Below are 22,861 nucleotides of genomic sequence, written 5' to 3' on the forward strand. Positions count from 1 at the left end.
CTTCGCTATCCGCGAAGGCGGCCGTACCGTCGGCGCCGGCATCGTCGCTTCTATCGTCGAGTAATTTCACGACGTTGAAATTCAGACCGGCGGCGGTGTTACCCACACCGCCGCCGGGCTTTTAGTAAAAAAGCCTGGCGGCGTTGCATTTTTAGTGCTTGAAAAATTCGGTGAAAGCGCGTAAACGCGCATTCACACTCACCCGCTGGATTCGCAAGCAATTGCGGAGCGCGGTGTTTTAGCAATACAGACTACTGAAATGATTGGGGTGCGACGCGCATCCCTCTCGATTTTTGAAAATCTGCGGCGCCACGATCAATAGAAGTTCATGTGTTTCCGCGTGCGGAAACGAATAACAAAGAACAAGGACAAGACGAATGAACGGCCAGAATATCCGTATCCGCCTCAAGGCGTTCGATCACCGGATCCTCGATGCCTCTACCCGTGAAATCGTGTCGACCGCAAAGCGCACCGGCGCCAGCGTTCGCGGCCCGGTTCCGCTCCCCACCCGCATCGAAAAGTTTACCGTCAACCGCTCTCCTCACGTTGATAAGAAGAGCCGTGAACAGTTCGAAATGCGGACGCACAAGCGTCTTCTCGATATCGTTGACCCCACCCCGCAGACCGTCGATGCTCTTATGAAGCTCGACCTGGCTGCCGGCGTTGACGTGGAAATCAAGCTCTAAGACTGGCCTGACCTCATCCAAGTGAGGGCCATATAACAAGGAAGGTACGTGGAGAAATCCAACGGCTTCCAATCCGGAGACCGGAAACATCGTGAGATGTCGAAGGGCACTCCTTAACAAAGGCCAAAAAGGGTTTTCCCTTCAAGGCTCGCAAGAGGATGAACCAATGCGTTCAGGTGTGATTGCACAGAAAGTGGGTATGACCCGCGTCTACAACGACGCTGGTGAACATATTCCAGTAACAGTATTGCGGATGGATAACGTACAAGTCGTTTCCCAGCGCACGGAAGACAAGAATGGCTACACCGCAGTTCAGCTCGGTGCCGGCCAGTCCAAGGTCAAAAACACGACGAAGGCGCTTCGCGGTCATTTTGCCGCTGCCAATGTCGAACCGAAAGCAAAGCTCGTCGAGTTCCGGGTTTCCCCCGAGAACTTGATCGATATCGGTGCAACACTGACCGCAACTCATTTTCAGGCCGGCCAGCTGGTCGACGTAACGGGAACCACGATCGGTAAGGGTTTTGCCGGTGCTATGAAGCGTCACAACTTCGGTGGTGGTCGCGCTTCGCACGGTAACTCCGTATCGCACCGTGCGCACGGTTCGACTGGTAACAACCAGGATCCGGGCCGCGTGTGGAAGGGCAAGCGCATGGCTGGTCATATGGGCCAGACGCGCGTTACGACCCAGAACCTCGAAGTCGTTTCGACCGATGAAGACCGTGGCCTGATCCTCGTTAAGGGTGCAGTTCCCGGTTCCAAGGGCGCCTGGATCATCGTCCGCGACGCCGTCAAGTCGGCCGCGAAGTAAGGGAGCCTTATCATGGAATTGAACGTCAAGACCCTCGAGGGAAAAGACGCCGGCAAGGTTTCTCTGTCGGACGAGATTTTCGGCCTCGATCCCCGTCAGGATATCCTGGCCCGTATGGTTCGCTGGCAGCTTGCAAAGAAGCAGCAGGGAACGCACAAGACCAAGACCCGTGCGGAAGTTTCCCGTACTGGTGCGAAGATGTACAAGCAGAAGGGTACGGGCCGCGCTCGTCACCATTCGGCTCGCGCACCGCAGTTCCGCGGCGGCGGCAAGGCCCACGGCCCGGTCGTTCGCAGCCACGCACACGACCTTCCCAAGAAGGTTCGCGCGCTTGCTCTGCGTCACGCCCTGTCTGCAAAGCTGAAGGCTGAAGATCTGATCATCGTCGATCAGCTCGTCGCGTCCGAAGCAAAGACCAAGGCTCTGCTGGGCAGCTTCGCTTCGCTTGGCCTGACCAACGCTCTCGTTATCGGTGGCGCAGAACTTGATGGCAACTTCAAGCTCGCAGCTCAGAACATCCCGAATGTGGACGTTCTGCCGGTTCAGGGCATCAATGTTTACGACATCCTGCGTCGTGGTAAGCTCGTGCTTTCCAAGGCTGCTGTAGAGGCTCTGGAGGAGCGGTTCAAATGACGGATCTTCGCCACTACGATGTGATCGTATCTCCTTCGATCACGGAAAAGTCGACGCTGGTATCCGAACAGAACCAGGTCGTATTCAACGTCGCCAAAAGCGCTTCCAAGCCTGAAATCAAGGCTGCCGTGGAAGCTCTCTTCGGCGTCAAAGTCACGGCTGTGAACACGCTTATCCGCAAGGGTAAGACCCGTCGTTTCCGTGGGTTCGCCGGTAAGCTGAAAGACGTCAAGAAAGCCGTCGTTACGCTCGCCGAAGGTCAATCCATCGACGTGTCCACCGGACTCTAAAGGTTAGGCCCAAGCGGGCAAAGACCCAAAAGGGAACAAGAATATGGCATTGAAAAGTTTCAATCCGACCACGCCAAGCCAGCGTCAGCTGGTTATCGTGGACCGCGCTTCGCTCTACAAGGGCAAGCCGGTAAAGGCTCTCACCCAGGGCCTCAGCTCCAAGGGTGGCCGCAACAACCAGGGCCGGATCACCGTCCGGTTCCAGGGTGGTGGTCACAAGCGGACCTACCGTCTGGTGGACTTCAAGCGTCGCAAGTTCGACGTTGAAGGCACCGTTGAACGTTTGGAATACGACCCCAACCGCACCGCGTTCATCGCGCTGGTTACGTATACCGACGGCGAACAGGCTTACATTCTCGCGCCACAGCGTCTCGCTGCCGGTGACAAGGTGATCGCCTCCGACAAGGCAGTGGACGTGAAGCCCGGCAACACCATGCCGCTTCAGTACATTCCGGTCGGTTCGATCATCCACAACGTCGAGATGAAGCCAGGTAAAGGCGGTCAGATTGCCCGCTCCGCCGGTACGTACGTCCAGCTCGTCGGCCGCGATGCCGGTATGGCTATCCTGCGTCTCAACTCGGGCGAACAGCGTCTGGTGCACGGCTCCTGCCTCGCATCGATCGGCGCAGTTTCGAACTCCGATCACGGCAACACCAACGACGGCAAGGCTGGTCGTTCGCGTTGGCGTGGCAAGCGTCCGCACGTTCGCGGCGTCGTCATGAACCCGGTCGACCACCCGCACGGTGGTGGTGAAGGTCGCACGTCGGGTGGTCGTCACCCGGTTACTCCGTGGGGTAAACCCACGAAGGGCAAGCGCACCCGTTCGAACAAGTCGACCGACAAGTTCATCATGCGTTCGCGCCATCAGCGCAAGAAGTAAGAGGAGAAGTCTCAAGTGGCTCGTTCAGTTTGGAAAGGTCCGTTTGTTGACGGCTATCTTCTCACTAAGGCTGAGAAGGTGCGCGAAAGCGGACGCAATGAAGTAATCAAGATCTGGAGCCGTCGCTCCACGATCCTGCCGCAGTTCGTCGGATTGACGTTTGGCGTCTACAACGGCAGCAAGCATGTGCCCGTCTCTGTCAATGAAGACATGGTCGGACACAAGTTCGGTGAATTCTCTCCGACCCGTACCTATTACGGTCACGGCGCGGACAAGAAGGCAAAGAGGAAGTAATCATGGCGAAGGCTAAGACCGAACGCCGGCTGAAGGACAATGAGGCTCAGGCCATTGCCCGTACGCTCCGCGTCAGCCCCCAGAAACTGAACCTGGTTGCCGCTCTTATCCGTGGCAAGAAGGTTGATCGCGCTCTCGCCGAGCTCGAATTCTCCCGCAAGCGCATCGCAGGGACCGTCAAGAAGACGCTCGAATCTGCGATTGCCAATGCGGAAAACAACCATGACCTCGACGTCGACGCTCTCGTCGTCGCCGAGGCCTATGTTGGCAAGTCCATCACCATGAAGCGTTTCCACGCTCGTGGCCGTGGTCGTGCATCCCGCATTGAAAAGCCGTTCTCTCACCTCACGATCGTTGTTCGTGAAGTTGAGGAAAAAGGGGAGGCCGCATAATGGGTCAGAAAATCAATCCGATCGGCTTCCGCCTCGGCATCAACCGTACCTGGGATAGCCGCTGGTACGCTGACACCGCTGAATACGGCAAGCTGCTGCATGAAGACCTGAAGATCCGGGCTTACCTGATCAAGGAACTCAAGCAGGCCGGTATCGCCAAGGTGGTCATCGAGCGTCCGCACAAGAAGTGCCGCGTTACGATCCATTCGGCTCGTCCGGGTCTCATCATCGGCAAGAAGGGCGCGGACATCGAGAAGCTTCGTAAGAAGCTTTCCGAGATGACCAACTCCGAAACGCACCTCAACATCGTTGAAGTGCGCAAGCCGGAAATCGACGCGACTCTCGTCGCTCAGTCGATCGCCCAGCAGCTCGAGCGCCGCGTGGCTTTCCGCCGTGCGATGAAGCGTTCGGTTCAGTCCGCAATGCGTCTTGGCGCCGAAGGCATCAAGATCACCTGCGGTGGCCGTCTCGGTGGCGCCGAAATCGCTCGTACCGAATGGTACCGCGAAGGACGCGTTCCGCTGCACACGCTGCGTGCGGACATCGACTACGGCACAGCTGAAGCGGAAACCGCGTTCGGCATCTGCGGCATCAAGGTCTGGATCTTCAAGGGCGAAATCCTTGAGCACGATCCGATGGCTTCTGAGCGTCGTGGTCTCGAAGGCGATGCTCAGGGCCCTGCAAGCCGTGAGCGTGGCGATCGTCCCGATCGTCGTCGCGAAAACGCTTGATTGACGCTGGCGAAAGATAAGCTCGGAGAAGTAAGAAAATGTTGCAGCCAAAGCGTACTAAGTACCGCAAGCAGTTCAAGGGACGCATCAAGGGCGTCGCCAAGGGCGGCTTTGACCTGGCATTCGGTGAATTCGGCTTGAAGTCGCAGGAACCGAACCGCGTGAACGCACGCGAGATCGAAGCGGCCCGCCGCGCGATCACGCGTTACATGAAGCGCGCAGGTCGTGTGTGGATCCGCGTATTCCCAGACGTTCCGGTAACGGCAAAGCCGACCGAAGTTCGTATGGGTAAGGGCAAGGGTTCGGTCGAATACTGGGCATGCAAGGTCAAGCCCGGTCGTATGATGTTCGAGATCGACGGTGTGTCCGAGGAGATCGCCCGCGAGGCGCTTCGTCTCGGCGCTGCCAAGCTCTCGGTCAAGACGCGCTTCGTACAGCGCATCGCAGAGTAAGGAGCAAGGCACATGAAAGCCGATGAAGTTCGCGGCCTCAGCGCCGACCAGCTCAAGGACAAGCTCGCCGATCTGAAGAAGGAGCAGTTCAACCTGCGCTTCCAGAAGGCGACTGGCCAGCTGGAGAAGTCCTCGCGCATCAACGAAGTCCGCAAGGACATCGCCCGCGTTAAAACCATTGCCCGCCAGAAGGCGGCAGAAGCCAAGGCCTAAGGAAAAATAATATGCCGAAACGCATTCTGCAGGGCGTCGTAGTGTCCGACAAGAACGAGAAGACTGTTGTAGTCCGGGTTGAGCGCCGATTCGCTCACCCGCTGCTCCAGAAGACCGTTCGCCGTTCGAAGAAGTACAAGGCACACGACGAAAACAATCAGTATAAGGTCGGCGATGTCGTTTCCATCGAGGAATGCGCACCGATCTCCAAGGACAAGCGCTGGACGGTCGTTTCCGCCCAGGCTTAATTTCATCAGAATCGCGCCAGGTCTCTTGTACTTGGCGCGAAATACTGTATGAAGCACCGCAAGGACGCTCGTGAATCGAGCGTCTTTTGCTTTGATGCGCACGGAAGGTCCTTCGGGAAACCACCCTGTCACGACATTTCCGCGCAAAAAAAGAGACATTCATAAGCTGGGGCAGGGGGCTCACTCGGGAGAGTTTGCCCAACCGTTCCGGTAACAACAAGAAGGCGACCTGACATGATTCAGATGCAAACAAACCTCGACGTGGCGGATAATTCCGGCGCACGTCGTGTCATGTGCATCAAGGTGCTGGGCGGCTCGAAGCGCAAATATGCTTCTGTTGGCGACATTATTGTCGTTTCCATCAAGGAAGCTATTCCGCGCGGCCGCGTCAAGAAGGGCGATGTGATGAAGGCGGTTGTCGTTCGCACCGCCAAGGACATCCGTCGCGCTGACGGCAGCGTCATCCGTTTCGATAATAACGCAGCCGTTCTTATCGACAACAAGAAAGAGCCCATCGGCACCCGTATCTTCGGACCGGTTCCGCGCGAACTTCGCGCCAAGAACCACATGAAGATCATCTCGCTGGCTCCGGAAGTACTGTAAGGAGCGTATGCGATGCAGAAAATTCGTAAAGGCGACAACGTTGTCGTATTGACCGGTAAGGACAAGGGCCGTACCGGCGAAGTAATCCAGGTTTTGCCGAAGGAAGATCGGGCCGTTGTGCGTGGCGTTAACATGGTGAAGCGTCACCAGCGCCAGACCCAGGCTCAGGAAGCTGGCATCATCAACAAGGAAGCGTCCTTGCACATCTCCAACATTGCCATCGTCGATAAGGATGGCAAGCCGACCCGCGTTGGCTTTACTGTTGTAGACGGCAAGAAGGTCCGCGTGGCCAAGCGTTCGGGAGAAGTGATCGATGGCTGATAAGTACGAGCCGCGTCTCAAGACGGAGTACGTTTCCCGTATCCGTGGCGCCATGCAGGAGAAGTTCTCCTACGCCAACGTGATGATGATCCCGAAGCTTGAAAAGATCGTGATCAACATGGGTGTTGGCGAGGCAACTGCCGACTCCAAGAAGCCAACCATTGCTGCCGGTGACCTGGCTGCGATTGCCGGCCAGAAGCCGGTTGTTACCCGCGCTCGCAACTCGATCGCTGGTTTCAAGGTTCGCGAAGGCATGCCGATCGGTGCGAAGGTTACCCTTCGTGGCGCCCGCATGTATGAATTCCTTGATCGCCTGGTCAACATCGCGCTGCCGCGCGTTCGCGACTTCCGGGGTCTGAACCCGAAGAGCTTTGACGGCCGTGGCAACTTCGCCATGGGCATCAAGGAACACATTGTGTTCCCTGAGATCAACTACGATAAGGTTGATCAGATGTGGGGCATGGACATCATCGTTTGCACGACGGCGACGTCGGACGACGAAGCGCGGGCTCTGCTTACAGAGTTCAACTTCCCGTTCCGTCACTAACCGTAACGACGAGCGTAGAAAAGGAACTCCGATATGGCGAAAACAAGCGCAGTTGAAAAGAACAAGCGCCGCCGCAAGTCGGTCGCCCAGCAGGCCACCAAGCGGGCTGCACTGAAGGCGATCGTGATGAACCAGTCCCTTCCGATCGAAGACCGGTTCAAGGCCACTCTGAAGCTCGCTTCGCTGCCGCGTGACGGCTCGAAGACGCGTATCCGCAACCGCTGCGAAGTAACGGGCCGTCCGCGCGCGTTCTATCGCAAACTCAAGATGTCGCGTATCGCGCTTCGTGAGCTGGGCAATTCCGGCAAGGTGCCGGGCATTGTCAAGTCGAGCTGGTAAGGAGACGGGCACATGACCATGACTGATCCTTTGGGTGATATGCTCACCCGCATCCGCAATGGTGCTGCTCGCCGTAAGTCTTCGGTAAGCACGCCTGCTTCCAGCCTCCGCGCACGCGTTCTCGACGTGCTGCAGGCTGAAGGCTACATTCGCGGTTATTCCAAGGTCGATTTCGAAAACGGCAAGGCCGAATTCACGATCGAACTGAAGTACTACGAAGGCGCGTCCGTGATCCGTGAGATCGGCCGCGTTTCCAAGCCGGGCCGCCGAGTTTATGTCTCGGTTAAGTCCATTCCGCAGGTCGCGAACGGCCTCGGCATCACCATCCTTTCGACCCCGAAGGGCGTGATGGCCGATCACCAAGCTCGCGAACAGAACGTTGGTGGCGAGGTTCTTTGCTCGGTCTTCTAAGACCCGAGCACGGATCTCCATAACGAACAGACAGGATTGAACAATGTCTCGTATCGGTAAAAAGCCCGTTCAGGTTCCAGCAGGTGTTACGGCCAATGTCGACGGCCAGAAGGTCACTGCTAAGGGCCCGAAGGGTGAACTGTTTTTCGTCGCTAATGACGACATCCAGCTGAAACTCGAAGATAATGGCGTTTCCGTAACGCCGGCCAACAACACCAAGGAAGCTCGTTCCAAGTGGGGCATGTCCCGCACGATGATCGAGAACATCTTCAAGGGTGTTAAGGACGGCTACGAACGCAAGCTCGAAATCAACGGCGTCGGTTACCGTGCCGCCCTGCAGGGCAAGAACCTGCAGCTGGCTCTCGGTTTCAGCCACGATGTTGTTTACGAGCCTCCGGTCGGCATCACCATTGCCGTTCCGAAGCCGACGGAAATCATCGTTTCCGGCATCAACAAGCAGCAGGTTGGCCAGGTTGCCGCGGAAATCCGCGAATACCGTGGTCCCGAGCCCTACAAGGGCAAGGGCGTGAAGTACGCTGAAGAGCGTATCGTCCGCAAAGAAGGCAAGAAGAAGTAAGGATCACGCGAAATGGCTAGCAGGAAAGAAGCACTTGCACGTCGCGCGAGCCGTGTGCGCCGCCAGATCAAGGCGGTTGCCAATGGCCGCCCGCGCCTGTCGGTTCATCGCTCGTCGAAGAACATCTACGCTCAGATCATCGATGACGTTGCTGGCAAGACGCTTGCGTCTGCCTCCACGCTCGAAGCCGATCTGCGCGGCTCGCTCAAGACCGGCGCCGACGTTGCAGCAGCAGCTGTCGTAGGCAAGCTGGTTGCAGAGCGTGGCGTCAAGGCTGGCGTCAAGGATGTCGTATTCGACCGTGGCGCATTCATCTATCACGGCCGTATCAAGGCTGTGGCAGAAGCTGCCCGCGAAGGCGGTCTGAACTTCTGAGTGCTTGACCCTTTCGATTGTTCGCAATCGAAAGAAAGGATCACGCACCACTCAAGATCCTGCAGCGTCCTTTGCGTGTCGGTTTCGACACGCGGCGCTGCAGTTTCCGCCCTGACAACGATCCGGGCGGAATTTCACCGGACCATGCGGGTCTCTTCATCGAGGCCGGTGGTCTTTTCGTTTGCCGTTCCACCCGTAAAAGAAAAAGGACAAGGACAATGGCACAGGAAAAAAGAGGTTCTCGCGACGACCGCCAGAACCGTGAAGAACGCGATAGCGAATTCGTCGACAAGCTGGTCGCGATCAACCGCGTTGCAAAGGTTGTTAAGGGTGGCCGTCGCTTTGGCTTCGCCGCTCTCGTCGTTGTCGGCGACCAGAAGGGCCGCGTTGGCTTCGGTCACGGCAAGGCTCGCGAAGTTCCGGAAGCCATCCGTAAGGCAACCGAGAGCGCAAAGCGCGATCTGATCTTCGTTCCGCTGCGCGATGGCCGCACGCTGCATCACGACGTCAATGGCCGTCACGGCGCAGGCAAGGTTCTGCTGCGTTCGGCCAAGGCCGGTACCGGTATCATCGCCGGTGGTCCGATGCGCGCTGTTTTCGAAACGCTGGGCGTTCATGACGTTGTTGCCAAGTCGACCGGTTCTTCGAACCCGTACAACATGGTTCGCGCAACGTTCGACGCTCTGAAGCATCAGGTTCATCCTAAGGACATCGCTGCACAGCGTGGTCTTAAGTATGCGACCCTTCAGTCTCGTCGTGCCGCTTCCGGCAACGCTTCTGAAGAATAAGGAGCTGGATCATGGCCAAGAAGACTACTGAAGCCAAAAAGACTGTTACGGTCGAACAGATCGGCAGCCCTATCCGCCGCCCGGCAATCCAGCGTCAGACGCTGGTCGGTCTGGGTCTCAACAAGATGCACCGTCAGCGCACCCTGGAAGATACTCCTGCGGTTCGCGGCATGATCCGTGCGGTCCAGCATCTCGTTCGCGTCGTTGACGAGAAGTGAGACGGAGTAACCTATCATGAAACTCAATGAAATCAGAGACAACGAAGGCTCCACCAAGGACCGTATCCGCGTAGGTCGCGGTATCGGTTCCGGCAAGGGCAAGACCGGTGGTCGCGGTGTGAAGGGTCAGAAGGCTCGTTCGGGCGTCGCCATCAACGGTTTTGAAGGCGGTCAGATGCCAATCTACCGTCGTCTTCCGAAGCGCGGTTTCAACAACATTTTCGCTTCCGAATTTGCTGTTGTATCGCTCGGCCGCATTCAGACCGCCATCGACGCCAAGAAGCTCGACGCTTCCGCAACGATCGATGCTGCTGCTCTCAAGGCTGCTGGCGTTATCCGTCGCACCAAGGACGGCGTTCGCATTCTCGCTGACGGCGAACTGACGAGCAAGGTTGCTTTTGAAGTTGCCGGCGCTTCCAAGCCTGCACTCGAAAAGATTGAGAAGGCTGGCAGCTCTATCAAGCTTCTCGCAGTTGCAGCTGAAGCCTCCGAGTAATATATAGACTTCAGACGCCCGGGGCATAGTCGCTCCGGGCGTTTGCGCTCCCTGGCTTATGGTGCTCTCGATTTAAATCGATTTATTGTGGCATCACGGCAAACTCTTCGCGGTGCAGCTGTTATGCGCGCCACATGCGGCATAAAGTGCCGCAGGGAGAGCCTCACAGTTCTTGAACTTCCTTGAGGGAGGGGATAGGACATAAAAAAACAGGGTGAGGCATGATGGCGGCGCAACGCCGTGTTCGTCCGAAGCCCGTTTTTGAACCGGTATTTTTAGACCTTTCCGCATTGGCCGGTTTCGCTGGCCGGCAAGGGTCATTCGGAGAAATTTATGGCTTCAGCAGCGGAACAACTGGCTTCGAACCTGAATTTTTCGACCTTCGCTAAAGCGGAGGATCTGAAAAAGCGTCTCTGGTTTACTCTTGCCGCACTTCTCGTCTACCGTCTTGGTACCCACATTCCGCTTCCGGGTCTGAACCCCGAAGCCTATGCGCAGGCCTTCCGTGGCCAGGCCAACGGTATTCTCGGTCTTTTCAACATGTTTGCGGGTGGCGCAGTCGAGCGTATGGCGATCTTCGCCCTCGGCATCATGCCTTACATCTCCGCTTCGATCATCGTGCAGCTCATGACCTCGGTCGTGCCTTCGCTCGAAGCGTTGAAGAAGGAAGGCGAAGCCGGACGCAAGATCATCAACCAGTACACGCGCTACGGCACGGTACTGCTCGGCACCCTGCAGGCCTACGGCATCGCTGTCGGCCTTGAGAGCGGCAACGGCCTCGTGGTCGATCCTGGCCTGTTCTTCCGTATTTCCACCGTCATCACGCTGCTCGGCGGCACGATGTTCCTGATGTGGCTTGGCGAACAGATTACCTCGCGCGGCATCGGCAACGGTATTTCGCTCATCATCTTTGCCGGTATTGCCGCAGGTCTACCCAAGGCGCTTGCCGGCACGCTGGAACTCGGCCGCACCGGTGCGCTGTCGACGACGCTCATCCTCATGGTCGTTATCGTGGCAATCGGCGTCATCGCGCTGATCGTTTTCGTGGAGCGCGCCCAGCGCCGTCTGCTGATACAATATCCGAAACGCCAGGTCGGCAACCGGATGTTCCAGGGCGATACCTCGCATCTGCCGCTGAAGCTCAACACGGCTGGCGTTATTCCCGCGATCTTCGCATCCTCGCTGCTGCTTCTGCCTGCGACGGCTGCCGGTTTTGCCGGAAACACCAACCTGCCGGGCTGGGCAACCTCGATCATCGCGTCGTTGCAGCATGGACAGCCGCTGTTCATGGCGCTCTACGGCCTGCTCATCGCGTTCTTTGCATTTTTCTACACGGCTATCGTCTTCAATCCGAAGGACACGGCCGATAACCTCAAGAAGCACGGCGGCTTCATTCCGGGCATTCGTCCGGGCGAGCGCACCGCGGAGTACATCGATTACGTTCTGACCCGTATTACGGTTGTCGGCGCTGTTTATCTTGTCTTCGTGTGTATCCTTCCTGAGACACTTATCGCACGTACGGGCATTCCATTAGCCCTTGGTGGTACTTCGCTTTTGATCGTTGTCAGTGTAACTCTGGACACGGTTGCGCAAATTCAGGGACACCTGATCGCGCAGCAGTATGAAGGACTGATCAAGAAGTCGAAGTTGCGTGGAGGAAAGAGGGGACGATGAGACTGATATTTTTAGGTCCGCCGGGTGCGGGCAAGGGAACCCAGGCCAAACGCCTGACTGACAAGTACGGGATCCCGCAGCTTTCCACCGGTGACATGCTTCGCGCTGCGGTTAGCGCGGGCACGGAAATAGGCAAGCGCGCCAAGGCCGTCATGGACGCCGGCGGGCTGGTTTCCGACGATATCGTCAATCAGATCGTTTCCGAACGCATCGAAGCTCCGGACTGTGCCAAGGGTTTTATTCTCGATGGCTATCCGCGCACCGTTCCGCAGGCGAAGGCGCTTGCCGAGAACATGCACAAGAAGAACGTCGCCCTCGATGCCGTCATCGAACTGAAGGTGGACGAGGAGGCGCTGATTCGCCGAATCGAAAATCGCGTTGCAGAGACCATCGCTGCCGGTGGCACGGTTCGTTCCGACGACAATCCGGAAGCCTTCCGCAAGCGGTTGACGGAGTATCGCGAGAAGACTGCGCCGCTGTCGCAATATTACAGCGAGCAGGGCGAACTTGTGACACTGGATGGCATGGCTGATGTCGATGCCGTCACCGCGGCCATCGAACGGGTTCTGGAAAAGGCCTCGGCCTGATGGTTGGAGCGGGATGGTGAAAACCGCAGGCGGTTTTCCCGGCAAATCCTGTGCTCCTGATACGGCGTATCCTTTGGATCGCAAAAGAATCTTGGCGGAGCCGGTTGCTTTTTAGCGCTGATTCCGTTAAACACCGCGCCAACTCGCGACATCCCAAGCGACTGGCGCGGATTTCCCTTAAGGGAGGGAAATCCGGGTTCGGTCGTTTTGACTTGTCACGGACATCAATTTTGAACTGGCGGTCGTGTCGGCCGCTCGAATGGAATCACCACTTGCCGGATGGCAACTGGAACCAAGGAGAAAAGACGTGGCACGTATCGCTGGCGTCAACATCCCGACTGCAAAGCGCGTTGTTATTGCGCTGACGTATATTCACGGGATTGGTCCGAAATTCGCGCAGGAAATCATGGACAAGGTCGGTCTTCCGGCTGACAAGCGCGTTCATCAGCTTACGGATGCTGAAGTTCTTCAGATCCGCGAAGCAATCGACCGCGACTATCAGGTCGAAGGCGATCTTCGTCGCGAGACCTCGATGAACATCAAGCGTCTGATGGACCTCGGCTGCTACCGCGGCCTGCGTCACCGTCGTGGCCTTCCGGTCCGCGGTCAGCGCACGCACACCAACGCCCGCACCCGTAAGGGTCCGGCGAAGGCTATCGCTGGTAAGAAGAAGTAATTTTCCGGTTCTCCGGAAAGGAGAGGCTGGTGCGGTCTGCGCCAGCCTTTCTGAGTTTGGCGTGAAGCTCGGAAACGGGTCGATCGCCGGTGTAGCCGCTGGTGTTACGGCGGTGAAGAGATCAATGAAAGGTATAAAATGGCCAAGGAAGCCGCACGCGTTCGCCGTCGCGAACGTAAAAATATCACGTCGGGCGTCGCGCATGTCAACTCGACCTTCAACAACACCATGATCACCATCACCGACGCACAGGGCAATGCTATTGCCTGGTCGTCCGCTGGTGCCAAGGGCTTCAAGGGTTCGCGCAAGTCGACCCCGTTTGCTGCCCAGATCGCTGCTGAAGATTGCGCGAAGAAGGCTCAGGAACACGGCATGAAGTCGCTTGAAGTTGAAGTTTGTGGTCCGGGTTCCGGCCGTGAATCGGCACTTCGCGCCCTGCAGGCTGCCGGTTTCATGATCACTTCCATTCGCGACGTGACGCCGATCCCGCACAACGGTTGCCGTCCGCGCAAGAAGCGCCGCGTCTGACGCGACCGTGGTTCGGAAATTCCGCCTTTCCTTCGGTCTGGCGGAATTTTCGTGTATCTGGCGTGTGCGCGTCGATTTCGATCGACGGACTTGCGCTCAAGAACCCACTGATGAACCGCGGAATTAGGTTCCTCTCAGTGTTTTCATGCTCGGTCCGTCACGATTGGATGGTGGCGGCGAACGGAAGGTTTAAAGATGATTCAGAAGAACTGGCAGGAACTTATCAAGCCGAACAAGGTCGAGTTCACCTCGTCCAGCCGCACCAAGGCAACGCTCGTTGCCGAGCCGCTGGAGCGTGGTTTCGGTCTTACTCTCGGCAACGCGCTTCGTCGCGTTCTGTTGTCTTCTCTGCGTGGTGCCGCTGTTACGGCCGTGCAGATCGACGGTGTCCTGCACGAATTCTCCTCCATCCCCGGCGTTCGGGAAGATGTGACGGATATCGTGCTCAACATCAAGGAAATCGCCATCAAGATGGATGGTGACGATTCCAAGCGCATGGTCGTGCGCAAGCAGGGTCCGGGTTCGGTAACCGCTGGTGACATCCAGACGGTTGGCGACATCGAGATCCTGAACCCCGACCACGTGATCTGCACGCTGGACGAAGGCGCTGAAATCCGCATGGAATTCACCGTCAACAACGGCAAGGGTTACGTACCGGCTGAGCGCAACCGCGCGGAAGATGCCCCGATTGGCCTCATTCCGGTGGACAGCCTGTATTCTCCGGTCAAGAAAGTGTCCTACAAGGTGGAAAACACCCGTGAAGGTCAGGTTCTCGACTATGACAAGCTGATCATGACGATCGAGACCAACGGTTCGGTTTCCGGCGAAGACGCCGTTGCCTTCGCCGCTCGCATTCTTCAGGACCAGCTCGGCGTCTTCGTCAACTTCGACGAGCCGCAGAAGGAAGCAGAAGAAGAATCGGTTACCGAACTCGCGTTCAACCCGGCGCTTCTCAAGAAGGTCGACGAGCTGGAACTGTCCGTTCGTTCGGCAAACTGCCTGAAGAACGACAACATCGTCTATATCGGCGACCTGATCCAGAAGACCGAAGCCGAAATGCTTCGCACGCCGAACTTTGGTCGCAAGTCGCTGAACGAAATCAAGGAAGTTCTCGCTTCCATGGGTCTGCACCTCGGTATGGAAGTACCGGCATGGCCGCCTGAGAACATCGAAGATCTCGCCAAGCGTTACGAAGACCAATACTAACAAACAAGAAGGCAGACCTTAAAGACTGCCTTTCCCCGTCAAACAGCAGATAAGTCATCTGCATGTGCCAGGAAACGGCAGGCCTTAGAGAAGGCATCTGCGTAGAAGGAGAATAGCAATGCGCCACGGTAATTCAGGCCGCAAGCTCAATAGAACCGCCAGCCACCGCAAGGCAATGTTTGCCAACATGGCTGCTTCGCTCATCACCCATGAGCAGATCGTCACCACCCTTCCTAAGGCGAAGGAAATCCGTCCGATCGTCGAGCGTCTCGTGACGCTTGGCAAGCGCGGCGACCTGCACGCTCGTCGTCAGGCGATCTCGCAGATCAAGGATCAGGACGCTGTTCGCAAGCTGTTCGACGCAATCGCTTCGCGTTACGCAACCCGCAACGGCGGCTACCTGCGCATCATGAAGGCTGGCTTCCGCCAGGGCGACAACGCGGCTCTGGCCGTTGTTGAATTCGTCGAGCGTGACGTTGACGCCAAGGGCGCAGCCGACAAGGCTCGCGTTGCTGCGGAAGCTGCTGCTGCCGAAGCTGCGTAAGGTCTGACGCCGTTCAGGCGTCGTGAATTAAAAAGCCGGGTGAGAGATCACCCGGCTTTTTTATTTTCCAAAAGAATAGTCATGAACGACGCAGATAGTAACCGTCAGTGCCGTCGTCACCTTCGATCAACTCGACGGTCCGATTGAGAAGCCATCTAATTCCCTTACCTTCGGCACCAAATTCAGCATTGGATGTGTTCCAAAGATCTCCAATCAAGCTATCTGAAACATCAGAGCGCAACAGGGATGCAAGGAATGTACTGAGCTCATTTCGCTCCTTTTTAGTTAAGTGATACAAACCTAGAAGTAAGACGCCATCCAAGCTTTCGAACATTTCGAAGTCTTGGATCATATAGCCTGTAAATTTCAGGAATACGGGTGCGGGTGTAATGGTCTTTTTCACAATATCGGCGTTCCGAGGGTAAGCTGTATCAACATAGAAGCCATTAGGGCGGCTGGCGTCGTGAACAATAAATACGCCAACTTCGTAATTTTCGCCTGTCTTGTATATCGCCCGATAGATTTTTTGGCAGGATTTACTTAATGATATCTAAGTTATTGCTCTCTATCGGCTCGATGTCCTGCAATCGTCGTTTTTAACGATGCTTGGAAAGCGCTCGCTTCACTCCGGAACGTGGATGCGGGCCTTGATGTGCTTGAGTTGCGCGACAATCGTAAACGTCATGATGACCAGCAGCGACCACGAACTCCACTTGCCGATATGGACGACGGACCATGCGCCGATCTGATCGGGATATTTCCAGATACCGAAGAATGTGGAGATGTTTTCCGCCAGCCAGACGAAAAACCCTATCAGGACGAAGGAGAGAAGCAGCGGCATCTTTCGATCCCGATCATAGGGACGGTAGACCACTGTTGCGCGGGAATAGAGGCCGATGGCGCAGGCGGCGATGTACCAGCGGTAGTCACCGATAAAGTGGTGGGTGAAGAAGTTGGCGTAGATGGCGATGCCGATCAGCGTTGCCATCCAATAGGTGGGATAATTGCGAATGCGCACATCCAGCAGGCGCCACGCCTGGATGATGTAGCTGCCGACGGCGGCGTACATGAAGCCGGAAAAGAGCGGCACGCCGAGGACCTTGCTATAGGCGAAGTCGGGGTAGGACCAGGACTGGATAGCGCTTGACGTCTTGAACACCTCAAGCGCGAAGCCCACGATATGGAACAGCAATATGGCCTTGGCCTCGTCAAGCGTTTCCAGCCTGCTCCAGATCATGAAGAACTGGATGCCGAGCGCGACGATCAGCAGCACGTCATAACGCGGAATGCCAAATACCCCACCATGCGGCACCACGAAGATGGAAATGAAGAACAATCCCGCAAACAGGCAGGCACGGGCTTCCTTGATGCCGAAATAGAGAAATTCGATGACAAAGCGCCTGATGCCCTTGAGTTCGCCCCAAGGATAGGTATCGCACAGAAGATTGTCCAAAACCGAGAGGCGGGTTGCGGCTGGGCCTGTTGCTGTGCTCATGTTCGCGCCTCGATTTGTATCCGTTAAATTTTCATACGAAAACCGGAAGGAACTCGCATGGGTCCGTCACGCCTTTCCCCGCCTTATTTTGCCCGCATCCGGCTTTTGGCGGCGGCCATGATTGTGATCATTGGCGGTCTTTGCTTGCGGGCGTTCGGCTACGAGGTGGGATTGCCGTTCGTGGCGGTAAAATATGGCGGATCCGTGCTCTGGGGGGCGATGGTCTATCTGCTGCTGGCGGCCATCCTTCCGTCCCGCTGGTACGGTTACGAGGTTTACATCGCCGTCATCGCCGTCATCGTCGTGGAATTGATCCGGCTCGTTCATTTCCCGGCGCTGGACGCGTTTCGCGCAACGGCGGCCGGAGCTTTGCTGCTCGGCCGCGTTTTCTCGGTGTGGAATATCGTCTGTTATATCGGCGGGATCGCGGTGGCGTCCTTTACGTCCGGACGGGGCTTGCGCGCCTTGCCTTCTTCGCCGCCATGATCGAGGGCCGCACCAGCCGATACCCGAGCAACACCACCATCGTACTGATATAAAACACCGGCTCGAGCGTGATCGATTTTCGCGCCAGCACGAAATGCAGTACGCCAACGATGAGCACGAGATAGACGAGCTTGTGCAGCGTGTTCCAGCGGCTGCCGAGCTTGCGGATCGACCAGCGGTTGGAGGTGAGCGCGAGCGGCAGCAGCATGACGAGCCCCGCCATGCCGAACATGATATAGGGCCGCTTGAGAATATCAGCGGCGATGGAGCTGAAGACCAGGCCGCGGTCCAGAACCAGATAGACGCTGAAATGTGCCAGCACGTAATAGAAGGCGATCAGTCCCAACGCCCGGCGATAGGCGATGAGGTTTATGTTGAAGAGATCGCGCAGCGGCGTCACCAGCAAGCCGAGGCATAGAAAGCGCAGCGCCCAGATGCCGAGCAGGTGCTCGAAATCCTTGACTGGGTTGAAGCCGAGGCCGCCGGTTGCGGCGAGGTAAAAATACCAGAGGCCGGGACAGAGGCCGATGACATAAAGCGACCAGATGGCTGCCGGCTGGTAACGCTTCGGCAGTGAGGGAAGCGAAAAGGCGAGGGCCATGATCAGTAATTCGCCTTTAGATCGAGGCCGGTATAGAGGCTTGCCACCTCGTCATAGCCGTTGAACATCAGGGTAGGGCGGTTCTGGGTGCCGAAAAAGCCGCCTTCGCCGATGCGCTGTTCCGTTGCCTGGCTCCAGCGCGGATGGTCCACATGCGGATTGACGTTGGAATAGAAGCCGTATTCGCGGGCGTTGGAGTTTTTCCACGTCGTTTCCGGCTGTTTCTCGACAAGCGAAATACGGACGATGGATTTGATGCCCTTGAAGCCGTATTTCCAGGGAACGACGAGGCGAATGGGCGCGCCATTCTGGTTCGGCAGGGTTTCGCCGTATAGTCCGACGGCAAGAATGGTCAGAGGATGGCGGGCCTCATCTAGGCGCAGACCCTCGAAATAGGGCCAGGACAGAGGCTGGAACAGGCCGCTCTGGCCCGGCATTTCCTCCGGCCGCACCACGGTTTCGAAGGACACGTATTTCGCGCTGCCGAGTGGCTCCACCTTGTCGAGAAGTGCGGCGAGAGGGAAACCGATCCACGGAATGACCATCGACCAGCCCTCGACGCAGCGCATGCGATAGGTGCGCTCCTCTAGCTGATATTTCATCAGCTCTTCGATGCCGAATTCCTGCGGTTTGGAGACAAGGCCATCCACCTTCACCGTCCAGGGGTTGGGCTTGAACTTGCCGGAATTTTCCTTCGGGTCGGATTTGCCCACTCCGAACTCATAGAAATTATTGTAGCTGGTGACGGCATCGAGCGGGGTGAGCTTCTCATCCAGCTTGTAGGCGCCTGCTTTGGCAGCAAGCGGAGCAGCGACAGCCTCGCGGCCGGAAAGACCGATTGCCGCAAGCCCCGCCGCCGTGCCCAGGAAGCCACGTCTCGAGAGGTAGATATTCTTCGGCGTGATTTCTCGTGCCGGGATGAGGGGCGGACGATAGGCGGGCATTTCAACCTCCACAAAAGCCGGGTGCATCGGCGATAAATCGATTATGATAGGCTATACGGCCGCTGCACAGATATGTTTCAGCACTCTGCGCAAAAACAGCGGCCGGGCGGCGAAAATCGCGCATTTGTGATGACAGGCCGCGCGAATTGCAACATTCAAACCGGGCGTACCGTACCGAACCGTACTGTTTTGCCCGAAGGTGACAGTGACAGGGCTTACGGTTTGCGCTAGAAAAACCGCAAAATAGGGCGAGGGCATTTTGACCGCGGTGCGGGAATGCGCTCTTCTGCCCAAGAGATCGAGGAAAACACCATGCCAGTCTATCGCTCCAGAACGACAACCCACGGCCGCAACATGGCGGGCGCGCGCGGCCTATGGCGCGCCACCGGCATGAAGGACAGCGATTTCGGCAAGCCCATCATCGCGGTGGTCAATTCCTTCACGCAGTTTGTGCCGGGCCATGTGCATCTGAAGGATCTCGGCCAGCTCGTTGCGCGTGAAATCGAAGCGGCCGGTGGCGTTGCCAAGGAATTCAACACCATCGCTGTCGATGACGGCATCGCCATGGGACATGACGGCATGCTTTATTCGCTGCCGTCGCGCGAAATCATCGCTGACTCGGTCGAATACATGGTCAATGCCCATTGCGCCGACGCGATGGTTTGCATCTCCAACTGCGACAAGATCACCCCCGGCATGCTGAATGCGGCGATGCGCCTCAACATTCCCGCCGTATTCGTTTCCGGTGGTCCGATGGAAGCGGGCAAGGTCGTTCTGCATGGCAAGACGGTCGCGCTCGATCTGGTTGACGCCATGGTCGCAGCTGCCGATGACAAGATTTCCGATGAGGACGTCAAGATCATCGAGCGTTCCGCTTGCCCGACCTGCGGTTCCTGTTCCGGCATGTTCACTGCCAATTCCATGAACTGTCTGACCGAGGCGCTAGGCCTGTCATTGCCCGGCAATGGCTCGACGCTTGCCACCCATTCGGACCGCAAACGCCTGTTCGTCGAGGCCGGTCACCTGATCGTCGATCTGGCGCGCCGTTATTACGAGCAGGACGACGAGACCGTTCTGCCGCGCACCATTGCCAACAAGGCTGCGTTTGAAAACGCCATGTCGCTGGATATCGCCATGGGCGGTTCCACCAACACGGTGCTGCATATTCTGGCGGCAGCGCATGAGGGCGGTGTCGATTTCGGCATGGAAGACATCGACCGTCTTTCCCGCAAGGTTCCCTGCCTTTCCAAGGTCGCGCCTGCCAAGCAGGACGTGCACATGGAAGACGTTCACCGCGCCGGCGGCATCATGCGCATTCTCGGTGAGCTGGATCGTGGCGGTCTCCTCAATCGCGATACCTACACGGTGCACGAGGCGACGCTGGGCGACGCCATCGACCGTTGGGACATCACCCGCACCAACAGCGAAACCGTGCGGCAGTTCTTCAAGGCTGCCCCCGGCGGCGTGCCGACGCAGGTGGCCTTCAGCCAGTCGTCGCGCTGGGACGATCTGGATACGGACGGTGAAAACGGCGTTATCCGCTCGGTTGAAAAGCCTTTCTCCAAGGATGGCGGTCTGGCCGTGCTTTATGGCAACATCGCTCTTGATGGCTGCATCGTGAAGACGGCGGGTGTCGACGAATCCATCCTGAAATTCAGCGGTCCGGCGGTTGTTTACGAAAGCCAGGACGCGGCGGTGAAGGGTATTCTTTCCAACGAGGTCAAGGCAGGTGATGTCGTCGTCATTCGTTACGAAGGACCGAAGGGCGGCCCCGGAATGCAGGAAATGCTCTATCCGACTAGCTACCTCAAGTCCAAGGGCCTCGGCAAAGCCTGCGCGCTGATCACCGACGGACGTTTTTCGGGCGGCACATCCGGCCTGTCCATCGGCCATGCCTCGCCGGAAGCGGCGCAGGGCGGCGCTATCGGCCTCGTGCGTCAGGGCGACTTGATCGAGATCGATATTCCCAACCGCACGATCAACCTCAAAGTTACGGATGCGGAACTGGCAGCCCGCCGCGCCGAGCAGGATCAGCTCGGCTGGAAGCCTGCGGAGTTCCGCAAGCGCAACGTCACGACAGCGCTGAAGGCCTATGCGGCTTTTGCGTCCAGTGCCGACAAGGGTGCTGTTCGGATTTTGCCGGAGTAATCTGGCGGGCAGGGTCCTACATTGCAGGCAGCCTGAGCCGCTCTTCTGAGCGGCTTTTTCTTGTTCTGACCCAGATTACGCGCGTCGTTAAGAAACAGATTCAATTGCCTCAGAGCTTGATTCTCCAAGCTCGCGCAACACGTTGTTTCTGAAACGCAAATTCTAAACCATCCGGCCGTCCACCCTCCATGCCATCAGTCACATTGGAGTGATGTTCCGTCACTTGCCCTTTTCCAACGCGCCGCGATGCCTAACTTCAGCACCATGAAAAGACGAACCGCACTCGGCCTTATCGCATCCCTGCCTTTCGCCCGCCTTGCCCACGGGCAAACGGCAGGCAATGGCGCCCGCTTCAGTCCATTGCTCAACGAGGCGGATGGGCTTTCGAGCCTTAAAGCCGCCATCGTCAGTATTGACGGCCAGGAGGTGGCCAGCCGTGCCTATCACGGCGCCAGCCTTATGGGTTCCACCAACATCAAGTCGGCCTCGAAATCTGTGATTTCCGCGCTGGTCGGCATGGCGATCGACCGCAAGATATTGGCCGGGGCGGATCAGCCGATTGCCACGATCCTGCGCAGCGATTTTCCGCCGAACCCCGATGCGCGTCTGGAAAGGGTAACCATCGGCAACCTGCTTTCCATGCAATCCGGTCTGGAACGAATGTCCGGCCCGAACTACGGCCGCTGGGTCGCCAGCCGCAACTGGGTGCGAATGGCGCTGGGGTCGGGTTTTGCCGGAGAGCCGGGCGGTGGCATGCTTTACTCCACCGGTTCCACGCATCTGCTTTCGGCGATTTTGACCAAGGCATCCGGCCGTTCGACGCTGTCGCTGGCGCGCGACTGGTTCCGGCCGCTGGAGGGCTTCTCAATCGGCGGCTGGGAGCGCGACCCGCAGGGCATCTATCTCGGCGGCAACCAGATGGCGATGACGGCGCGGTCGCTGCCGGCTTTCGGTGAGCTTTACCGGCTGGGCGGGGTAACGCCAGGCGGCGAGCGTTTGATTTCGCAGAGCTGGATCGATCAATCCTGGCAACAACGCACCAATTCCGTCTTCAACGGCGATGGTTACGGCTATTGCTGGTTCATCAAGGAGATGGCGGGCGAGACGGTTTATTATGCCTGGGGCTACGGCGGGCAGATGCTCTATATCGTCCCCGCCAAACGGCTTTCTGTGGTTATGACGTCCCGCGAGGATGCGCCTTCGGCGAGAACCGGTTATCGCGACCAATTGCATGGGCTGATGGAGAATATCATTCGCGTTGCGTGAAAATCAAAGCGGTCTGTTTATGCTCTGGAAAGCTTCCCCGAGCCGTTTCATGCGCTCCTCATAGGCATTTGTGATGCAGGCGACATCCGCGTTGCATTCCTGGCGCTTTTTCAACCATTGGCTCTGTTCTTCGCGCAAGGTGTCGCGTGCGCCCATCGCCATCAGTTGTGTCAGGATGTCGAAGGTGGTGACCATCTTCACGTCCTGATCGTTGAGGGCGCGGTTGTCGCAGATCGCCTTTTCATCCGCGGCCAGATCCGGCTTCGTGCAATCGAAGCTGGCGGCGTTGGCGGGCGAACCCAGTGAAGCGCAGGCGAGGAGGATGCCGGAGGCAAGGATTGTCTGTTTCATGTGCATGGGTCGTCTCATTTTGAGGACAGGCTCGTGTGGGTGAAACCGAAATG

Annotated in this window: 35 protein-coding genes and 1 pseudogene; 31 read left to right on the forward strand and 5 right to left on the reverse strand. The window is 57.5% G+C overall.

Going from position 1 to position 22,861, the window contains the following annotated elements; all coding sequences use genetic code 11:
- The 28 genes and pseudogenes from T18_RS27230 to rplQ form a co-directional block, all read left to right on the forward strand.
- Window positions 1-64, forward strand: a pseudogene (locus T18_RS27230) (elongation factor Tu); the annotation flags it as partial.
- A gap of 313 nt (window positions 65-377) precedes the next feature.
- Window positions 378-686, forward strand: coding sequence for a 30S ribosomal protein S10 (rpsJ, locus tag T18_RS00005; RefSeq protein WP_003507767.1), 309 nt, complete (start codon window positions 378-380; stop codon window positions 684-686).
- 166 nt (window positions 687-852) lie between these two features.
- Entirely contained in the window at window positions 853-1,494 is a 642-nt protein-coding gene (gene rplC / locus T18_RS00010; protein WP_003516149.1) for a 50S ribosomal protein L3, read from the forward strand.
- 12 nt (window positions 1,495-1,506) lie between these two features.
- Window positions 1,507-2,127, forward strand: coding sequence for a 50S ribosomal protein L4 (gene rplD, locus T18_RS00015; RefSeq protein ID WP_003516147.1), 621 nt, complete (start codon window positions 1,507-1,509; stop codon window positions 2,125-2,127).
- The gene (locus tag T18_RS00020; protein ID WP_003495178.1) at window positions 2,124-2,417 is read left to right on the forward strand and encodes a 50S ribosomal protein L23; all 294 of its coding nucleotides are present in this window, start codon (window positions 2,124-2,126) and stop codon (window positions 2,415-2,417) included. The genes rplD and T18_RS00020 overlap by 4 nt, the downstream gene beginning before the upstream one ends.
- 43 nt (window positions 2,418-2,460) lie before the next feature.
- On the forward strand, window positions 2,461-3,297 hold the full coding sequence (gene rplB, locus T18_RS00025) for a 50S ribosomal protein L2 (protein WP_003516146.1): 837 nt from the start codon (window positions 2,461-2,463) through the stop codon (window positions 3,295-3,297).
- A 15-nt stretch (window positions 3,298-3,312) separates the two neighbouring features.
- On the forward strand, window positions 3,313-3,591 hold the full coding sequence (gene rpsS / locus T18_RS00030) for a 30S ribosomal protein S19 (RefSeq protein ID WP_003507772.1): 279 nt from the start codon (window positions 3,313-3,315) through the stop codon (window positions 3,589-3,591).
- 2 nt (window positions 3,592-3,593) lie between these two features.
- Window positions 3,594-3,983 carry a 50S ribosomal protein L22 gene (gene rplV, locus T18_RS00035; RefSeq protein WP_003495184.1) on the forward strand — a complete coding sequence of 130 codons (390 nt, stop codon included), beginning with the start codon at window positions 3,594-3,596 and terminating at the stop codon, window positions 3,981-3,983.
- Window positions 3,983-4,714, forward strand: coding sequence for a 30S ribosomal protein S3 (gene rpsC, locus T18_RS00040; protein ID WP_003516138.1), 732 nt, complete (start codon window positions 3,983-3,985; stop codon window positions 4,712-4,714). Before rplV ends, rpsC begins: the two co-directional genes overlap by 1 nt.
- Window positions 4,715-4,752: 38 nt before the next feature.
- Complete coding sequence (gene rplP / locus T18_RS00045; protein WP_003516136.1) at window positions 4,753-5,166, forward strand: 50S ribosomal protein L16; 414 nt, start codon at window positions 4,753-4,755, stop codon at window positions 5,164-5,166.
- Between the two features lie 12 nt (window positions 5,167-5,178).
- Window positions 5,179-5,379, forward strand: a complete 201-nt coding sequence (gene rpmC / locus T18_RS00050; RefSeq protein ID WP_003495193.1) for a 50S ribosomal protein L29 — start codon at window positions 5,179-5,181, stop codon at window positions 5,377-5,379.
- Window positions 5,380-5,390: 11 nt separating this feature from the next.
- Complete coding sequence (gene rpsQ, locus T18_RS00055; protein WP_003495195.1) at window positions 5,391-5,627, forward strand: 30S ribosomal protein S17; 237 nt, start codon at window positions 5,391-5,393, stop codon at window positions 5,625-5,627.
- 234 nt (window positions 5,628-5,861) lie between these two features.
- Window positions 5,862-6,230 (forward strand): 50S ribosomal protein L14, encoded by a 369-nt coding sequence (gene rplN, locus T18_RS00060; RefSeq protein WP_003495199.1) that lies wholly within the window; start codon window positions 5,862-5,864, stop codon window positions 6,228-6,230.
- 12 nt (window positions 6,231-6,242) lie between these two features.
- Entirely contained in the window at window positions 6,243-6,551 is a 309-nt protein-coding gene (gene rplX / locus T18_RS00065) for a 50S ribosomal protein L24 (RefSeq protein WP_003516133.1), read from the forward strand.
- Window positions 6,544-7,098, forward strand: coding sequence for a 50S ribosomal protein L5 (gene rplE, locus T18_RS00070; protein WP_003495201.1), 555 nt, complete (start codon window positions 6,544-6,546; stop codon window positions 7,096-7,098). Before rplX ends, rplE begins: the two co-directional genes overlap by 8 nt.
- Before the next feature lie 33 nt (window positions 7,099-7,131).
- Window positions 7,132-7,437, forward strand: coding sequence for a 30S ribosomal protein S14 (gene rpsN / locus T18_RS00075; protein WP_003495202.1), 306 nt, complete (start codon window positions 7,132-7,134; stop codon window positions 7,435-7,437).
- A gap of 12 nt (window positions 7,438-7,449) precedes the next feature.
- Window positions 7,450-7,848, forward strand: coding sequence for a 30S ribosomal protein S8 (rpsH, locus tag T18_RS00080; protein ID WP_003516131.1), 399 nt, complete (start codon window positions 7,450-7,452; stop codon window positions 7,846-7,848).
- 43 nt (window positions 7,849-7,891) lie between these two features.
- Window positions 7,892-8,425, forward strand: a complete 534-nt coding sequence (gene rplF / locus T18_RS00085) for a 50S ribosomal protein L6 (protein ID WP_003516129.1) — start codon at window positions 7,892-7,894, stop codon at window positions 8,423-8,425.
- Between the two features lie 12 nt (window positions 8,426-8,437).
- Window positions 8,438-8,800: a 50S ribosomal protein L18 gene (gene rplR, locus T18_RS00090; protein WP_003516127.1), complete on the forward strand. Its 363-nt coding sequence runs from the start codon at window positions 8,438-8,440 to the stop codon at window positions 8,798-8,800.
- Window positions 8,801-9,018: 218 nt separating this feature from the next.
- Window positions 9,019-9,588: a 30S ribosomal protein S5 gene (rpsE, locus tag T18_RS00095; protein WP_003516126.1), complete on the forward strand. Its 570-nt coding sequence runs from the start codon at window positions 9,019-9,021 to the stop codon at window positions 9,586-9,588.
- A gap of 11 nt (window positions 9,589-9,599) precedes the next feature.
- Window positions 9,600-9,806 (forward strand): 50S ribosomal protein L30, encoded by a 207-nt coding sequence (rpmD, locus tag T18_RS00100; RefSeq protein ID WP_003495212.1) that lies wholly within the window; start codon window positions 9,600-9,602, stop codon window positions 9,804-9,806.
- Window positions 9,807-9,822: 16 nt separating this feature from the next.
- Window positions 9,823-10,302: a 50S ribosomal protein L15 gene (gene rplO, locus T18_RS00105; protein ID WP_003516125.1), complete on the forward strand. Its 480-nt coding sequence runs from the start codon at window positions 9,823-9,825 to the stop codon at window positions 10,300-10,302.
- Between the two features lie 333 nt (window positions 10,303-10,635).
- Window positions 10,636-11,976 (forward strand): preprotein translocase subunit SecY, encoded by a 1,341-nt coding sequence (gene secY, locus T18_RS00110; RefSeq protein ID WP_003516124.1) that lies wholly within the window; start codon window positions 10,636-10,638, stop codon window positions 11,974-11,976.
- Entirely contained in the window at window positions 11,973-12,563 is a 591-nt protein-coding gene (locus T18_RS00115) for an adenylate kinase (RefSeq protein ID WP_003516123.1), read from the forward strand. The genes secY and T18_RS00115 overlap by 4 nt, the downstream gene beginning before the upstream one ends.
- 307 nt (window positions 12,564-12,870) lie before the next feature.
- Window positions 12,871-13,239 (forward strand): 30S ribosomal protein S13, encoded by a 369-nt coding sequence (gene rpsM, locus T18_RS00120; protein ID WP_003516122.1) that lies wholly within the window; start codon window positions 12,871-12,873, stop codon window positions 13,237-13,239.
- Between the two features lie 138 nt (window positions 13,240-13,377).
- On the forward strand, window positions 13,378-13,767 hold the full coding sequence (gene rpsK, locus T18_RS00125) for a 30S ribosomal protein S11 (RefSeq protein ID WP_003495225.1): 390 nt from the start codon (window positions 13,378-13,380) through the stop codon (window positions 13,765-13,767).
- 195 nt (window positions 13,768-13,962) lie between these two features.
- On the forward strand, window positions 13,963-14,973 hold the full coding sequence (locus T18_RS00130; protein ID WP_003516121.1) for a DNA-directed RNA polymerase subunit alpha: 1,011 nt from the start codon (window positions 13,963-13,965) through the stop codon (window positions 14,971-14,973).
- Between the two features lie 118 nt (window positions 14,974-15,091).
- Complete coding sequence (gene rplQ, locus T18_RS00135; RefSeq protein ID WP_003495230.1) at window positions 15,092-15,517, forward strand: 50S ribosomal protein L17; 426 nt, start codon at window positions 15,092-15,094, stop codon at window positions 15,515-15,517.
- Window positions 15,518-15,596: 79 nt separating this feature from the next.
- On the opposite strand, the gene T18_RS00140 is transcribed toward rplQ, so the two are convergent.
- Window positions 15,597-15,920, reverse strand: coding sequence for a hypothetical protein (locus T18_RS00140; protein WP_038491447.1), 324 nt, complete (start codon window positions 15,918-15,920; stop codon window positions 15,597-15,599).
- Between the two features lie 219 nt (window positions 15,921-16,139).
- Window positions 16,140-17,012, reverse strand: coding sequence for a DUF817 domain-containing protein (locus T18_RS00145; RefSeq protein ID WP_025593944.1), 873 nt, complete (start codon window positions 17,010-17,012; stop codon window positions 16,140-16,142).
- Between the two features lie 57 nt (window positions 17,013-17,069).
- On the opposite strand from T18_RS00145, the gene T18_RS00150 reads away from it, so the two are divergent.
- Window positions 17,070-17,498, forward strand: a complete 429-nt coding sequence (locus T18_RS00150) for a DUF2809 domain-containing protein (RefSeq protein ID WP_038491445.1) — start codon at window positions 17,070-17,072, stop codon at window positions 17,496-17,498.
- Here T18_RS00150 and msrQ read toward each other — a convergent pair.
- Window positions 17,452-18,099 (reverse strand): protein-methionine-sulfoxide reductase heme-binding subunit MsrQ, encoded by a 648-nt coding sequence (gene msrQ / locus T18_RS00155; RefSeq protein ID WP_038491442.1) that lies wholly within the window; start codon window positions 18,097-18,099, stop codon window positions 17,452-17,454. The two genes, T18_RS00150 and msrQ, sit on opposite strands and share 47 nt — an antisense overlap.
- A gap of 2 nt (window positions 18,100-18,101) precedes the next feature.
- Window positions 18,102-19,043, reverse strand: a complete 942-nt coding sequence (gene msrP, locus T18_RS00160) for a protein-methionine-sulfoxide reductase catalytic subunit MsrP (protein WP_038491439.1) — start codon at window positions 19,041-19,043, stop codon at window positions 18,102-18,104.
- A 312-nt stretch (window positions 19,044-19,355) separates the two neighbouring features.
- On the opposite strand from msrP, the gene ilvD reads away from it, so the two are divergent.
- Both ilvD and T18_RS00170 read left to right on the forward strand, forming a co-directional pair.
- Window positions 19,356-21,191 carry a dihydroxy-acid dehydratase gene (gene ilvD, locus T18_RS00165; protein ID WP_013636431.1) on the forward strand — a complete coding sequence of 612 codons (1,836 nt, stop codon included), beginning with the start codon at window positions 19,356-19,358 and terminating at the stop codon, window positions 21,189-21,191.
- A 264-nt stretch (window positions 21,192-21,455) separates the two neighbouring features.
- Window positions 21,456-22,457, forward strand: coding sequence for a serine hydrolase domain-containing protein (locus T18_RS00170; RefSeq protein ID WP_038491436.1), 1,002 nt, complete (start codon window positions 21,456-21,458; stop codon window positions 22,455-22,457).
- Window positions 22,458-22,460: 3 nt separating this feature from the next.
- On the opposite strand, the gene T18_RS00175 is transcribed toward T18_RS00170, so the two are convergent.
- Window positions 22,461-22,814 (reverse strand): lysozyme inhibitor LprI family protein, encoded by a 354-nt coding sequence (locus T18_RS00175; protein WP_038491433.1) that lies wholly within the window; start codon window positions 22,812-22,814, stop codon window positions 22,461-22,463.
- Window positions 22,815-22,861: the final 47 nt, after the last annotated feature.

Source organism: Rhizobium sp. TBD182, from assembly GCF_001950375.1.
In the GTDB taxonomy this organism is placed as follows: Bacteria; Pseudomonadota; Alphaproteobacteria; order Rhizobiales; family Rhizobiaceae; genus Agrobacterium; species Agrobacterium tumefaciens.